Here is a 13,547-nt window from a genome sequence, read left to right as displayed (position 1 = left end):
CAAGGGCCCGTCAGCCGTCGCTCTCGGGCGTTCGGCGGTGCGGGCCCGGCCGAGGCTCGGCCGAGGCTCAGCCGAGGTCGATGCCCGGGTAGAGCGGGTGCTGGGCGAGGAGCTCGCCGGCGCGCTCGGCCGTCCGCTTGGCCACGCCGTCCGCCAGCACGTGGCTGGCCTTCGACGGCTTGCCGCTCTTGGTGGTGCCCGGCGTGGTCTGTGAGAGAACGCCGTCGATGAGCGCGGCGACCTCGTCCATGTCGGCGGTGCCGAGGCCCCGTGTGGTCAGCGCCGGGGTGCCGAGCCGGATGCCCGAGGTGTACCAGGCGCCGTTGGGGTCGCGCGGGATGGAGTTGCGGTTGGTGACGATGCCGGACTCCAGGAGCGCGGCCTCGGCCTGGCGGCCGGTCAGCCCGTACCCGGAGACGTCGAGCAGCACGATGTGGTTGTCGGTGCCGCCGGTGACCAGCCGGGCGCCGCGGGTCAGCAGGCCCTCGGCCAGGGCGCGGGAGTTGTCCACCACGTGCTGGGCGTAGTCGCGGAACGCCGGCTGGCGGGCCTCGGCGAGGGCGACGGCCTTGGCCGCCATCACGTGGGGCAGCGGCCCGCCGAGCACCATGGGGCAGCCCCGGTCGACCTGCTGGGCGAGCGAGTCGTCACACAGCACCATGCCGCCGCGCGGGCCGCGCAGCGACTTGTGGGTGGTGGTGGTGACGATCTGGGCGTTCGGCACCGGGTCGAAGTCGCCGGTGAGGACCTTGCCGGCGACGAGCCCGGCGAAGTGCGCCATGTCCACCATGAGGGTGGCGCCCACCTCGTCGGCGATCTCCCGCATGACGCGGAAGTTGATCAGGCGGGGGTAGGCGGAGTAGCCGGCGATGAGGATGAGCGGGCGGAACTCGCGGGCGGCCGCCCGCACCGCGTCGTAGTCGAGGAGGCCGGTGGCGGGGTCGGTGCCGTAGCTGCGCTGGTGGAACATCTTGCCGGAGATGTTGGGGCGGAAGCCGTGCGTGAGGTGGCCGCCGGCGTCCAGCGACATGCCGAGCATCCGCTGGTTCCCCAGGTCGTGGCGCAGTTCCTCCCAGTCGGCCTCGGTCAGGTCGTTGGCCTGCCGGGCGCCGGCCCGCTCCAGCGCCGGGGACTCCACGCGCTGGGCCAGGACCGACCAGAAGGCGACCAGGTTGGCGTCGATGCCGGAGTGCGGCTGCGCGTACGCGTGGCGGGCGCCGAACAGCTCGCGCGCGTGCTCGGCGGCGATGGACTCGACGGTGTCGACGTTCTGGCAGCCGGCGTAGAAGCGGTGCCCGATGGTGCCCTCGGCGTACTTGTCGCTCAGCCAGTTCCCCATGGCCAGCAGCGTGGCCGGGGAGGCGTAGTTCTCGGACGCGATGAGCTTCAGCGACTCGCGCTGGTCGCGCAGCTCGGCGCCGATGGCCTCGGCGATCCGGGGTTCGACGGCGCCGATGACGTCCAGGGCGCCGCGGAAGGCGGCGGACGCGGTGTGCGTGGTGTCGGGGGTGCTCGAAGTCGACATGCGGGCCTCCATGACGAAACGTCTGTGACGGCCCAGGCGCACGGCACCGCCTCGCTCGGCGAGGGGCCGCTCCCCGATGGTCAATTCCATCCGAACGCGCCAGTCACGGCCCGGGGCGAGCGTAGCACCTGGCCCTGGCCGGGCGGGCTCGCCGGATCGGCTCCTGGGCGGAACGGGCGGCGTGGCGCGTGGACGCGGCCGGCCCGGCGGGGGCCGGCCCGCGCGGGCCGGTGTGCCGATGCTGCGGCGTCGCTGCCGCGGCCTGGGGGCCGCGGGCCGCACCGGGTCGAGAGCCGTGCGGGCCCTCACCGGCGGCCGTGGCGCGGTCGTCGTCGGCGCCGAGGCGTCACGAGGTGTGCCAGGCGGCCAGCTCGGTGCGGGTGGGCGGGTCGGCCCCGACGCGGGTACAGGTCAGGGCCGCCGCGGCGGCGCAGCGGGCGAGGGTGGCGGCCAGCTCCTCCTGCCCGGTGGGCGGCCCGCCGTGCCCGGCGATGGCGTCCAGCAGCGCGGACTGGAAGGAGTCGCCCGCGCCCACGGTGTCCGCCACCGCCACGTCCGGGGCTCCGACCCGCACCCCGCCCTCGGCGGTGACCGCCAGCGCGCCCTCGGCCCCCAGGGTCACCACGACCAGGGGCGGCCCCTCGGCCAGCAGCTCGCGGGCGGCGTCCGGCGCGGACAGTCCGGGGAGGAGCCACGCCAGGTCCTCGTCGCTCGACTTCAGCACGTCCACCGCCCCGGCCAGGCTGCGGGCGGTGGCGAGGTAGGCGTCGCGGTCCGGCTGGACGGCGGGGCGCACGTTCAGGTCGGCGACGACCGTGCGGCCCAGCCGCCGCTGTTCCCGGCACAGCTCCAGGACCCGGGAGGCGCCCGGCTCGATGACGACGGCGAGCGAGCCGGTGTGCAGCACGGCGGTGTCCTCGGGCACGGGCAGGTCCAGCGGGTCCCAGTCGGCGAGGAAGTCGTACCGGGCGCCGCCGTCCCGGTCCAGGTACGCCAGGGCCACGATGGTGCGGCCGGGCGGGGTGGTCTTCGCGCGCGTCACCGTCAGGCCGGCGTCCGCCAGGTGACCGCTCACCAGCGCGCCGGGGACGTCGTCGCCCCAGGCCGTGACGAGGGTGACCGGCCGGTCCAGGCGGTGCAGCCCGACCGCCACGTTGGCCGGGCTGCCGCCGGGCACGGCGCGCACCTCGCGCTCGCCGGTGCGCCACAGCAGGTCGACCAGGGCCTCCCCGACGACGGTGACGCGGGCGGAGTCGTTCACGGTGCCTCCAGACTGAGTGCGCGGGATCGCTGGGCTCACTGGGTTCGCGGGGCTCGTGGTCACGCGGACCGCGTCATCCTCGGCCGCGCGTCGCCGCCCGCGCAAGGTTCTCCGTCCGCCGCGCGGTCACCGCCGGCCGGCGGGCGGCGGCCCCTCCCACGGCTCCCACGGCGTCGCCCGGGGGACCCAGGCGGGAACGGCGGCGCGGTAGGCGTCGTACGCCGCGCCGTACGTGCGCCGCAGCCTCGGCTCCTCGTACCAGCGGACGAACGCAGCGCACGCCAGCCAGACCGCGATCCCGTACAGCAGCGGCTCGGGCCGCACCAGCAGCAGCCCCTGCCCGGCGACGATCGCCGGCACCGCCACGTACATCGGATTGCGCACCCGCCGGTAGAGCCCCCCGACGACCAGCCGCTCGGTCGGGGCGAGCGGCGCCGGGGTGCCGCGCCCCTCGCGGACGAAGCGGGCGAACGCCGCCGGCAGCGCGGGCACGGCGACCACCAGCAGCGCGAGCCCTGCCAGCCGCAGTGGCAGGACGCCGAGGTGGTCCCACGGGTAGGGCGACCGCCAGCGGGTCAGCAGCCATGGCAGCAGGCGACGACGGTGCCCGGTGCCGCGAGGAAGAACGCCGAACTGCCCACTGCCGCCATGCCGGTGCGCACGCCGGCATTATCGCCGCGTTCCGGGCTCAGGGAACCGTCGGGACCGTCGCGGTGGCGAGCAGGTGGCCGCTCGCGCCCAGCAGCGACGGCTCGCACTCCACCGCGCGCAGCGCGTCGAGCACGGCCGCGCGCTCCTCGGCGTCGTCGAGGCGTTCGCCCATGCCGCCCACCAGCCAGGCCGCGCCCTCCAGGCCGCGGACGACCGGGGCGGGCAGGCCCGCTTCGGCGAACTCCCCGGCGAGATCGGCGGGATCGTGGAAGTACGCCTCCGTGAACGCGCCGTCGGCACCGGGGCTGTGGTGGCCGGTCCGCACGACCTCGAGCGTGCGTTTCCGCCGCTCCTCGTCGAAGAGGTAGCCCTGGACCAGACCGTCGTGCAGCGGCGCCCACCGGCTGATGGCGGCCGCGGCCACCAGGCCCCCGGGGCGGGCGACGCGGCGGGCCTCGGCCAGCGCGCGGATCCGCGCCGCGCGCTCGGGCAGGTGGTAGAGCGGGCCCAGCAGCAGCACGGCGTCGAAGCCGCTGTCCGCCTCGGGGAGTTGGCGGGCGTCGCCCTGCCGCGCCGCGATGCCCTTGCCCCGCGCCTGCTCGACGTGGAGCGGCACGGGATCCAGCAACTCGACCTCGTGCCCGTCTGCTTGCAGCCAGGCGGCGTGTACGCCGCTGGCGCCGCCGACGTCCAGCACGCGGGCGGGCGGGGCGGGCAGCACGCGGCGCAGCACGTCCCGGGTGCGCCAGAACTCGAGCCTGGAGTCGGCCGGGCGGCCCGGCTCGGGCGCGAGACGGGTCTCCTCGCCGCCTCGCTCGTAGTAGGCGCGGATCGCGGGATGCAGGGTCGGCTGCGCTCTCGTCTCCATTCCCGGATCGTGCCGGGCCGGCGCCATCAGCGGCAACGCTATTTTGGTGCGATGTACCAGGGAGAGGCGACGGAGATACGGGTGCCGGTGGGGCCCGGCGCCGAGCGGTGGGCCACGCGGGCGGGGTGCCGGCGGGTGCTGCTCGTCGTGCACAACGTCACCGCCGCGACCCGGCTGATTGACGTGCTCCCGCTCTTCCGCGACGACCTGCGGATCCAGCTCCTCGCCACCTGCCCGGGATCCTCGCCCTTCCGGGCGGGGGTCCAGGAGCTGCTCGCCGACCTCGGCCTGCCCGTGCTGCCCTGGGAGCAGGCGGTACGCACGCCCGTCGACCTCGCCCTCGCCGCCAGCTACGGGGGCCAACTCCACGCGCTCACCGGCCCGTTGGCCGTTTTGTCACACGGTGTGGGATATAATAAGAAGCTGCCGAACGCCGAACGCCGAACGCCGAACGCCGAACGCCGAACGCCGAACGCCGAACGCCGAACGCCGAACGCCGAACGCCGAACGCCGAACGCCGAACGCCGAACGCCGAACGCCGAACGCCGAACGCCCTGCCCGTGCCGTGCCCGTCTTCGGCATGTCGCCCGAGTGGCTGCTGCACGAGGGGCGCCCCATCGCCACCGCCACCGTCCTCTCCCACCCCGAGCAGCTCGCCCGCCTGCGCGCCGCCTGCCCCGAGGCCGCGCCCACCGCGCGCCTGGCCGGTGACCCCTGCTACGACCGGCTGCTGGCCGCCCTCCCCCACCGCGACCGCTTCCGCCGGGCGCTGGGGATGGCCCACGGCCAGCGGCTCGTGCTCCTCACCTCCACCTGGAACCCCGAATCCCTCTTCGGCGACGGCGGCGGCGACGTCCTGCCCGCCCTCCTCCCCCGGCTCGCGGGCGAGTTGCCCGCGGACGAGTACCGCACCGCCGCCGTGCTGCACCCGAACATCTGGCACGGCCACGGCCCCGGCCAGGTCCGCGCCTGGTGCCGCCGGGCCCGGCAGGCCGGGCTGACGCTGATCGACCCCCTCGCCGACTGGCGGCAGGCGCTGATCGCGGCCGACTGCGTGATCGGCGACCACGGCTCCGTCACCTTCTACGCCGCCGCACTCGGAATCCCCGTGCTGCTCGGCGCGTTCCCTCACGACCAGCTCGACCCCGACTCGCCCGTCGCCGCGCTCGGCCGGGCCGCGCCCGCGCTGCGGCCCGCCTCCCCGCTGCTGCCGCAGCTCGCCGCCGCCATCGACGGCCACCGCCCCGGCCGAAGCTACGCCCACCTCGCCGCCCAGGTCAGCTCCGCGCCCGGCGAGTCCGCCGCGCTGCTGCGCCGCCTGTGCTACGGGCTGATCGGCGTACCGGAGCCCGCCGACCGCCCCGCGCTGCTCGATCCGCTGCCGCTGCCGGACTACCAGCCGCCCGTCCGCACCGCCCCGCTGACCGCGTTCACCCGGCTGCTGGGCGCCGCCCCCGGCGAGCCGCCCGAGATCGAGGTGGCCCGCTTCGCCGGCCCACCGCCCGCGACCGGCTACGCCGTGCACGACACGCACACCGTCGTCAACGAGGACTGCCCCGACCCCAGCCGTCTCTCCCTGGCCGGCGTCATCGTCCGCTACGGCCGCGAGGACGACCCCCGCCTCGGACCCGCCGACGCCTGGACCGCCGAGGCCGCCGCCCGCCACCCCTACGCCGCGCTCACGGCGTTCGTCGGCGGCCCGGACCGGTGCACGGTGCGCACCGGGGACGGCCGCGTGCTCACCCTCGCCGCCGCGCCCGGGCCGCACGGCCGCCGCGACCTCGCCGACCCCGCGGCGTACGCCTCCGCGCTGTACGCCTGGCTGAGCAACGGCAAGTCCGTGGCCGAGCTGGCCGGTGGCATGACGGTCCGCACTGGAGCCGCACGCCACCGGGTGTCGGTCAGCCCTGCGCCGCTCCCGGGTCCCCTCGGCCCGCCGCTGTGAGGCGCTCCCGCGTGCGCGCGACGCCCTCCGCGTCGCCCAGCGCCACGCGAAGCTGCCAGGCCCGCTCCCACCAGGGGCCGCCGCGGGCGTCGTCCGGCTCGCAGCGGGCGCGCAGCTCGGCCACGGCCGCCTCCTGTATCCAGGCGCCCTCGGCCATCATGATCTCCAGCGCCTCGTCGAGCGGCCCGGCCGCCGCCGCGGGGTCGCCCGCCGCGAGCCGGGTCTCGCCGACGCTGGTGAGGACCCGGCCGACGTTGTACCGGTCGGGGACCGGCAGGGCGCGCATCGCCCGCAGCGCGCCGTCGAGTTGCTCCAGCGCCTCGGCGAACCGCCGCCGGCCGCCGAGGGCGCGCCCGATGTGGTGGGCCAGCAGGGCGAGGGCGCGCGGGTCGCCGGCGCGTTCGGCGTGGGGCAGGGCGTCGCGGAAGAGGCGTCCGGCCTCCTCGTGGCGGCCCTGGTCGAGCCGCAGCAGGCCCAGCGACTCCACCGCGGTCGCCATGCCGCGCGGGTGGTCCTCGGGCTCGGTGGCGTACGCCTGCCGGAGCGCGGCCTCGGCCCGCTCGTGCTGCCGCGTCGCCCACAGCGAGAAGCCGCGCTGCACCAGCATCCGCGCCTCGGCGCGGCGGTCGCCGCATGCCCTGGCCGCCTCGATGCCGCGCCCGTGGGTCGTCAGGCAGTCGTCGTGGAAGCCGAGCCGCAGGTGCAGCGCCCACATCGACTCGCACAGCTGCCAGGCGACGTCGTGCAGGCCCGCGTCGGCCGCCGCGCCCACGGCCGCGACCAGCACCGGGCGTTCGGCTCGCAGCACGCCCAGGGCGGCGGCGGGATCGGCGTACGCCGGTGGCCGCCCGGCCAGTTCGCGGGCGAGCCCGCCCAGATACCAGCGGCCCGGCATCACGCTGGTCTGTGCCTCGGCGGCGGTGCGCAGGCACCACTCGGCCCAGGCGCGCAGGGCGCCGGCCGCCTCCGCCTCCGGCTGGGCGGCGGCGTGACGGTGCGCCGGGGCGGACAACCGGACGCGCTCGCCCTCCCGTTCCAGCAGCCCGCCGCCGGTCAGCTCGCCGAGCAGCGTCTCCGTCTCCCCGCGGTCGCGACCCGCCAACGCCGCCAGCGCGGGCACGCCGTGCGACACCCGGGGCAGCCGCCCCAGCAGGCGGTGCAGCCGCGCGGCCCCGGTCGTGAGCCCCCGGTACGCCCGCCCCGCCGCCTCGCCGGCCGGATCCGGTGCGGCGCCGTCGAGTTCACGCGCCATGGCGTCCCAGTCGGGCGACCGGTCGAAGTGCGCGAGCGCGCCGAGGTCGCAGAGGGTGCGGGCGTGCCCGCCGCAGCGCCGCGCGGCCTGGCGGGCGGCCTCTCCCCCGGCCCGGAAGCGGTCCTCGCCCGCGACCATGGCCAGCAGTTCCTCGGCGTCCGGCTGGGCGAGCGGCCCCACGTGCACGACGCGGGCCCCGTGCGCGGCCACCAGAGCGGGCATGCGGTGGCTGGCGGTGACGACCGTGACCGTGCCCGGGGCGCCGACCAGCAACGGCGCCACCTGCTCCGCGGAGCGGGCGTTGTCCAGCACCACCAGCGAACGCCGGCCCGCCAGCCGGTCACGCAACGCCCGCACCTTGCCCGTGAGGTGGGAGGGGATGAGGTCGGGCGGCACGCGGAGGTCGAGGAGCAGTTCGGTGGCGGCCGTGTCGGGGGTCAGTTCCTGCCCGGCGGCGGGCCCGGCGAGGTCGACGGACGGGTGATGGTCCGGCAGGAGATCGGCCAGCTCGTGGGAGAGGTGCCGGGCCAGCAGGCTGCTGCCCGCCCCGTCGCGCTCCCCGAGCAGGAGGAGCAGCAGTGGCCGGCCCGTCGCCTGCCCGACCAGCCGCCGCACCTCGGCGAGTTGCTCCTGACGATCCACCAGCCTGCGGTGGGGAGCGGGAACGCGCACGGCGGGGAGGCCCAGGTGCTGACGGGCGAACTCCTCCAGCAGCGCCGCGATCGCACGGTCCTCGCGGGCCGCGTTCACCACCTCCTCGGCGCGCCGCCGTGCCTCCTCGGGATCGGTCGGCGGCTCGCCGTCCCCGCTGTCGCCGTCCTGCCCGTCCTGCCCTTCCTGCCCGTCCTCCTCGTCCTCCGAGCCGCGCCGCCGCAGGCGCGCCCGGCCCAGCAGCGCGGCCAGCAGGCCAACTCCCCGGCGGCCGCCCTCGTCCGCCGCCGCGACCGCCATCTGTCCCGCCAGCGCCCCGATGACCGCCGTGCCGAACAGCTCCATCTCTTCCCCTCCGTCACGCGCCGTCATCCGTGAACAGCGCTACCGTACCGGGCCGTTCTCTCGCCGGGGCATGACCTCCGAGGTCATCGACGGTCCGGACGCCGCGGGCGATGGTGGGTGCCCCAGGTTCCGCACCCCCGAAGGAGGGCGATGCCCATGTCCGCTATCACCACCTCAGCGCCCCGCACCTGGCTGCGCCGCTGGCTGGCCCTGGACGCGGCCGTCACCACCGCGAACGCCCTCGCCTACCTGCTGGCGGCCGGACCGGTCGGGCGGCTGCTCGGGGTCGACGGCGGACTGCTGGCCGCGCTGGGCGCGTTCCTCCTGCTGTACGGGGCGGCGGTCGGCTGGCTGGCGCGCAGCCCCGAGCCGCGACCGGTGGCGGTGAACTGCGTCGTGGAGGCGAACATCGCGTGGACGGTGGCCAGCTTCGCGGCGCTCGCGCTGTGGCTGGACCCCAGCACGGCGGGCACGGTGTGGATCCCCGCGCAGGCCGCGGTCGTCGCGGCTCTCGCGGCCGCGCAGTACGCCACGCTGCGCGCGGCGCGCACGGCCACGGCCACGGCCACGGCCACGGCCTGACGCGAGCACGCCCCTCAGCCGATACTCCCTCGTCCCCGCGTCGGTCGCGCCGGTAGTGTCCGGCGGGTGAGGTGAATCTCCGGCGGCGCGTCACCGCGCCGTGCACGAGGTCGGACCAGCCGCCATGTCGGGCGGTTCCTTCGCCGTTCCCGGAGATGCTCACCCATGTCACACCACACCACGGTGCCCCGCAGCCAGACGATTGCCGACGCCCTCGCACGCCACTGGGCCCTTCCCGACGCCGAGGTCAGCCCCCTGATGGGGGGCATGAACTCCGTGACCTGGCACGTGAGGCACGACAACGCCGCGTGGGTCGCGAAGGCCGTCCCTGAGGGGCCGCCGGCGGTCCAGCTCCGCTACGGGCTGGAGCTGGCCCTGCGGGTCGAGGACGCCGGTATCCCCTCCGGTGCCCCGGTGCCGGCCAGGGACGGACGCCGTACGGTCCCCGTCGCCGGTCACGAGCTGGCGCTGCTGCGCTGGGTGCCGGGCAGGGAGCTGGACGGCCACGACGAGGGGGACATGCTGCTCATGGGCGCGACCCTCGCCCGCGTCCACCGGGCGCTCGGCTCCGAGCCGGTGTCCAGGGACGAGGCGTGGTCGCGTTTCGACCTGCTGGCGGGGATCGACGACGACGCCGTCCTGGACGCGCGTCCGTGGATGCGGCCCGCGATCGAAGCGGTCGCGACGCGGCTGCGCCGGCTCCGCCCCGAGACTCTGACGTGGGGCCCCGTCCACGGCGATCCCGCGCCCGAGCACTTCCGGTTCGACCCCGCCACCGGCCGGTGCGGCCTCATCGACTGGGGCGCGTCCAGCCCGTGGGCCCGGGTGTACGACCTGGCCACGGTCGTGATGGACGCCGGCGGTCCGCACCGCGCGCGGCCGCTGATCCGTGCCTATACCGACCGGGACGCGCTCTCTCCGGAGGAGACCGACCGCGCCCTGGACGCGCTGCTGGACTACCGGTACGCCATCAACGCCCTCTACTACGCCGGGCGGATCCTGCACGGCGACGTCACCGGCGTCGCGGATCAATCCGGCAACGAGGAGCGCCTGGAGCGGGCACGCCGCTGGCTCGTCCGGCCCTCACGGTGATCAGGGTGGCGCCCGCTGGGTTCGTGGCGGCCGGCTCGCGTGCGCGCATCGGCCATCGGGGCGCCGCGGCGGACGTCCACCACGAGGGCCGGCGTCGCGGGCCCGGCAGGATCGCCCGGACAGAACCTAGCCAGCCGCGGCCCGGCGCAGGTGGTCCGCCGTCTCCGGGTCGGCCGGGAGGAAGGTCTCCACCGCCAGTTCGGAGACCGTCACGTCCACCGGCGTGTTGAAGGTGGCGATCGCCGACAGGAACGACAGCCGCCGGCCGGCGTGTTCGATCACCATCGGCAGCGCGAGCGGACTGCCGGCGTGCCCATCGCCATGGCCATCGCCGGCCCGATCCTCCCCGCCGGGCGGCACCGGCGGCAGCGGATACGCGGCCACCTCCTCGTACAGCTCCCGCAGTGCGCCCGAGCGCGGCAGCGCGAGCTGGCGCCGCATCCGGTCCAGCAGATGCTCGCGCCACTCGCGGAAGTTGAGGATGCGGGGCGCCAGCCCCTCGGGGTGGAGCGCGATCCTCATGGCGTTCATCGGCGGCTGGAGCAGCCAGGGCCGGACGCCGTCGAGCAGCATGGCGATGCCCCGGTTGGCCACCAGCACCCGGAAGCCGCCGTCCACCACCACCGCCGGGTAGGGCTCGTAGCCGGTGAGCAGCCGCTCCAGGCTCTGCCGCACCACGGCCAGCCCGGGGGCGTCGAGCGGCGTCTCGGGGTAGCGGGGGGCGTAGCCGGCCGCGACCAGCAGGGCGTTGCGTTCGCGCACGGGCACGTCCAGGTGCTCGGCCAGCCGCAGCACCATCTCCTCGCTCGGCCGGGACTTGCCGGTCTCGACGTAGCTGATGTGCCGGGACGAGGAGTCGGCGCGCAACGCCAGCTCGAGCTGGCTGATGCCGGCGCGGCGCCGCCACTCCCGCAGCAGCGGGCCGACGCCGTGGCCGGTCGCCCGGACGGTGGCTGGTGTCATGCCCGGAGGCTACCGCCGGAACGCCGCGCGCCCCGCCCGCGCCCGCGCGGGCACCCACACGTCCGGCCGCCCCCCATGGGGGCGGGGGCGGCCGGACGTGTGGCGGTGGAGGCGAAGCGTCAGCCGAAGTTCACGTCCGCGCACCAGTAGTAGACCTGGTCGGCGTGGCCGGCCTCCCAGATCGTGTACACGATGTGGTGTCCGGTGCGTCCGGGCGCGCTGACGTCCAGGGCGTAGTTGTAGCCGCCCTCGGGGTTCGCGGTGCCCGAGCCGGGCGCGTAGGCGTCGGTCTCCTTGACCAGCTCCAGGTCGTCCCAGGTCAGGCGCTGCGTCTTCGGGTCGAAGCCCTGCTTGGTCACGTAGACCATGAAGTACTTCGCTCCGTGGTCCGCCTGGTCCCAGACGTCGACCGAGAAGCTGCCGCTGTTGGCGATGTCGGTGGTGGTCCAGTTCCCCGGGGTGTCGAGGGCGTCGTACGTGCCGTCGCCGGTGTTCCCGGCGCTGCACAGGCTGCCGTCGGGGACGGCGTCCTGGTGGTTGCCCTGCACGTTCTCCCGGTAGAGGCCGTTCCAGTTCCACATGGCGCTGGTGTTGGCCTGCCAGGCCTGCCAGCACATGGGGTCCTCGGTCTCCATATCGGGGTTCTGGAAGTCATCGCCCCACCGGTACCAGCAGCCGTAGTTCCGCGACATGGGGTCGACGGTCGAGCCGTGGGCGCTGGCGGTGTCGCCCGCCCACGGGATGAGGAGGAGCAACGACGCCGTCGCGGCCGCCATGGCCCTGAGCAGCCACGCCCTTCGCTCGCGGGTTCCTTTCATGCTCATGACACCTTGCATGCGTCCTCCATGCGTGCGGCTCGGTGGTTGGGAGCGCTCCCAGACTAGGGGGCGGCCCGTCGAACAGCCAGTCGAAGAACGCGCGAAGGTGTGCCGACGAAGGGGAGCTTCGTGAAGACGAGCTCACCCTGTCGTCACAGCGAGCGCTTGAGCCCGTCGAGAAAGCGCAGCCCGTCGAGGAACTCGGCCGTCTTGCCGTGGGGCTCGGCGGTGGCGCACAGGCTGTCCATGACCGCCATGTAGTCCTCGACGTCCTCGCGCTTGTCCATGTAGAGCGCGCTGTTGAGCTGCTCCAGGTAGACGATGTCGGGCAGGTCCGGCTCCCTGAACCGCAGGATGGTGACCGGGCCCGCCGCAGCGAGCCCGCCGAGGCGGAAGGGGGCGATCTGGAGGGTGATGTTGGGCCGCTCGGCCAGCTCGCGCAGTCGGCGGATCTGCTCCCGCATCGCCTCGGCCCCGCCGAGCGGACGGCGCAGCGCCGCCTCGTCGACCACCGCCCACAGCTTGGGCGCCTCGGGACGCAGCAGCAGCTTCTGCCGCTCCAGGCGCAGCTCGACGCGGCGTTCGACCTGCCGGTGGGAGGCGTGGGGGTGGCCCAGGCGGATGCAGGCGCGGGCGTAGTCCGCGGTCTGGAGCAGGCCGGGGATGAACTGCACCTCGTAGGTGCGGATCACCGAGGCGGCCTCCTCGAGGCCGATCAGCGTCTCGAACCAACTCGGCAGCACGTCGCTGTACTTCTGCCACCAGCCGGGGGTGCTGGCCTGCCGGGCGAGCGTGAGGAACTGGTCGCGCTGCTCCTCGTCGACCACGCCGTAGAGCGTGAGGAGGTCCGCGATGTCCCGCCCCTTGGCGCCCACCCGGCCGAGCTCCAGGCGGCTGATCTTGGCGTGCGAGCCGCGAATGGCGTCGCCGGCCGCCTCCCGGCTGATGCCGGCCCTCTCGCGCAGCCGGCGCAGGTGGGTGCCGAGCACGATCCGCAGCACGGTGGGCCCGCCCCGCGGGTGGGACAGGATGTCCGTCACCGACGAGACGCGGCCTGGCTGAGGCTGAGCTGACGCCATGAGGTCCCCTGAGTGGTGGAATATGCGCCCCAGTGTTCCACTGTCGGGACGCGGCGTACAGCCGCCCTCACCGGTGGCTCCCTGCCGCTCGGGCGGATCGGCGGGCGGCGGACCGGTCAGCCTGCCGCCGCCTCCGGGCCGACGAGGTCGTCGAAGTCGCCGTCCTTGGCCCCCTGTATGAAGGCGGTCATCTCCGCACGGGTGTAGATGAGCGCGGGCCCCTCCGGGTCGCGGGAGTTGCGCACGGCTACCTCGCCGCCGGGCAGCCCGGCGAGCTCAACGCAGTTTCCGTTGGGGTTGCTTCGTGCGCTCTTGCGCCAGACCGCACCGTCGATGCTGGTCGCCGGGAGGCCGTTGGTGAACCGCGGCATGTGCTCTCCTCTGTTGCGTGCTTCGGGTCTCCCGCCCCGTCGTCGCCGGGACGGCTACTGACCGAATACTGCCCTGGATTGACGCGTTCTTGCATCTGTTCATGCATCGGTTCTTGCATCTGTTCGTTCAGATGTACTTGCAGG

The 13,547-nt window shown here is 75.2% G+C and carries 13 protein-coding genes and 1 riboswitch; of the genes, 4 read left to right on the top strand and 9 right to left on the bottom strand.

The window, feature by feature from the left end; genetic code table 11:
- Positions 1–67 precede the first annotated feature (67 nt).
- From ACTWQH_RS00340 to ACTWQH_RS00325, 4 genes are all read right to left on the bottom strand, one after another.
- Entirely contained in the window at positions 68–1,525 is a 1,458-nt protein-coding gene (locus ACTWQH_RS00340; RefSeq protein ID WP_443284206.1) for a glycine hydroxymethyltransferase, read from the bottom strand.
- 23 nt (positions 1,526–1,548) lie between these two features.
- A riboswitch (ZMP/ZTP riboswitch) is annotated at positions 1,549–1,642 on the bottom strand.
- A gap of 229 nt (positions 1,643–1,871) precedes the next feature.
- Positions 1,872–2,786, bottom strand: coding sequence for a carbohydrate kinase family protein (locus ACTWQH_RS00335; RefSeq protein WP_443284205.1), 915 nt, complete (start codon positions 2,784–2,786; stop codon positions 1,872–1,874).
- A 126-nt stretch (positions 2,787–2,912) separates the two neighbouring features.
- Entirely contained in the window at positions 2,913–3,278 is a 366-nt protein-coding gene (locus ACTWQH_RS00330) for a methyltransferase family protein (RefSeq protein WP_443284204.1), read from the bottom strand.
- 196 nt (positions 3,279–3,474) lie between these two features.
- Entirely contained in the window at positions 3,475–4,305 is an 831-nt protein-coding gene (locus ACTWQH_RS00325) for a class I SAM-dependent methyltransferase (protein ID WP_443284203.1), read from the bottom strand.
- 51 nt (positions 4,306–4,356) lie between these two features.
- On the opposite strand from ACTWQH_RS00325, the gene ACTWQH_RS00320 reads away from it, so the two are divergent.
- Positions 4,357–5,016, top strand: coding sequence for a hypothetical protein (locus ACTWQH_RS00320; protein WP_443284202.1), 660 nt, complete (start codon positions 4,357–4,359; stop codon positions 5,014–5,016).
- Entirely contained in the window at positions 4,901–6,250 is a 1,350-nt protein-coding gene (locus tag ACTWQH_RS00315) for a hypothetical protein (protein ID WP_443284437.1), read from the top strand. The genes ACTWQH_RS00320 and ACTWQH_RS00315 overlap by 116 nt, the downstream gene beginning before the upstream one ends.
- Here the strand turns inward: ACTWQH_RS00315 and ACTWQH_RS00310 are convergent.
- Complete coding sequence (locus ACTWQH_RS00310; protein ID WP_443284201.1) at positions 6,207–8,498, bottom strand: tetratricopeptide repeat protein; 2,292 nt, start codon at positions 8,496–8,498, stop codon at positions 6,207–6,209. The two genes, ACTWQH_RS00315 and ACTWQH_RS00310, sit on opposite strands and share 44 nt — an antisense overlap.
- A gap of 156 nt (positions 8,499–8,654) precedes the next feature.
- Between ACTWQH_RS00310 and ACTWQH_RS00305 the strand changes: the two genes are divergently transcribed.
- On the top strand, positions 8,655–9,080 hold the full coding sequence (locus ACTWQH_RS00305; protein ID WP_443284200.1) for a hypothetical protein: 426 nt from the start codon (positions 8,655–8,657) through the stop codon (positions 9,078–9,080).
- 165 nt (positions 9,081–9,245) lie between these two features.
- A complete protein-coding gene (locus tag ACTWQH_RS00300) occupies positions 9,246–10,172 on the top strand; it encodes a phosphotransferase enzyme family protein (RefSeq protein WP_443284199.1) in 927 nt (308 codons plus the stop codon).
- Between the two features lie 126 nt (positions 10,173–10,298).
- On the opposite strand, the gene ACTWQH_RS00295 is transcribed toward ACTWQH_RS00300, so the two are convergent.
- The 4 genes from ACTWQH_RS00295 to ACTWQH_RS00280 all read right to left on the bottom strand — a co-directional run bounded on the left by ACTWQH_RS00295 (position 10,299) and on the right by ACTWQH_RS00280 (position 13,403).
- Complete coding sequence (locus ACTWQH_RS00295) at positions 10,299–11,135, bottom strand: helix-turn-helix domain-containing protein (protein ID WP_443284198.1); 837 nt, start codon at positions 11,133–11,135, stop codon at positions 10,299–10,301.
- Positions 11,136–11,254: 119 nt separating this feature from the next.
- On the bottom strand, positions 11,255–11,959 hold the full coding sequence (locus tag ACTWQH_RS00290) for a lytic polysaccharide monooxygenase auxiliary activity family 9 protein (protein WP_443284197.1): 705 nt from the start codon (positions 11,957–11,959) through the stop codon (positions 11,255–11,257).
- Positions 11,960–12,105: 146 nt separating this feature from the next.
- Positions 12,106–13,032, bottom strand: a complete 927-nt coding sequence (locus ACTWQH_RS00285) for a helix-turn-helix domain-containing protein (RefSeq protein ID WP_443284196.1) — start codon at positions 13,030–13,032, stop codon at positions 12,106–12,108.
- 116 nt (positions 13,033–13,148) lie between these two features.
- Positions 13,149–13,403 (bottom strand): DUF397 domain-containing protein, encoded by a 255-nt coding sequence (locus ACTWQH_RS00280; protein ID WP_443284195.1) that lies wholly within the window; start codon positions 13,401–13,403, stop codon positions 13,149–13,151.
- Positions 13,404–13,547 lie beyond the last annotated feature (144 nt).

Source organism: Streptomyces sp. 6N223 (genome assembly GCF_052246635.1).
In the GTDB taxonomy this organism is placed as follows: domain Bacteria; phylum Actinomycetota; class Actinomycetes; order Streptomycetales; family Streptomycetaceae; genus Streptomyces.
The sequence above is the reverse complement of the archived record's forward strand: the minus strand, read 5'-3'. Positions and strand labels throughout refer to the sequence as shown.

What these genes read in the sequence shown, in the direction of transcription:
- ACTWQH_RS00340 (WP_443284206.1), bottom strand. Translation starts at nt 1,525, where the DNA reads ATGTCGACTTCGAGCACCCCCGACACCACGCACACCGCGTCCGCCGCC.
- ACTWQH_RS00325 (WP_443284203.1), bottom strand. Translation starts at nt 4,305, where the DNA reads ATGGAGACGAGAGCGCAGCCGACCCTGCATCCCGCGATCCGCGCCTAC.
- ACTWQH_RS00320 (WP_443284202.1), top strand. Translation starts at nt 4,357, where the DNA reads ATGTACCAGGGAGAGGCGACGGAGATACGGGTGCCGGTGGGGCCCGGC.
- ACTWQH_RS00310 (WP_443284201.1), bottom strand. Translation starts at nt 8,498, where the DNA reads ATGGAGCTGTTCGGCACGGCGGTCATCGGGGCGCTGGCGGGACAGATG.
- ACTWQH_RS00305 (WP_443284200.1), top strand. Translation starts at nt 8,655, where the DNA reads ATGTCCGCTATCACCACCTCAGCGCCCCGCACCTGGCTGCGCCGCTGG.
- ACTWQH_RS00300 (WP_443284199.1), top strand. Translation starts at nt 9,246, where the DNA reads ATGTCACACCACACCACGGTGCCCCGCAGCCAGACGATTGCCGACGCC.
- ACTWQH_RS00295 (WP_443284198.1), bottom strand. Translation starts at nt 11,135, where the DNA reads ATGACACCAGCCACCGTCCGGGCGACCGGCCACGGCGTCGGCCCGCTG.
- ACTWQH_RS00290 (WP_443284197.1), bottom strand. Translation starts at nt 11,959, where the DNA reads ATGAGCATGAAAGGAACCCGCGAGCGAAGGGCGTGGCTGCTCAGGGCC.
- ACTWQH_RS00285 (WP_443284196.1), bottom strand. Translation starts at nt 13,032, where the DNA reads ATGGCGTCAGCTCAGCCTCAGCCAGGCCGCGTCTCGTCGGTGACGGAC.
- ACTWQH_RS00280 (WP_443284195.1), bottom strand. Translation starts at nt 13,403, where the DNA reads ATGCCGCGGTTCACCAACGGCCTCCCGGCGACCAGCATCGACGGTGCG.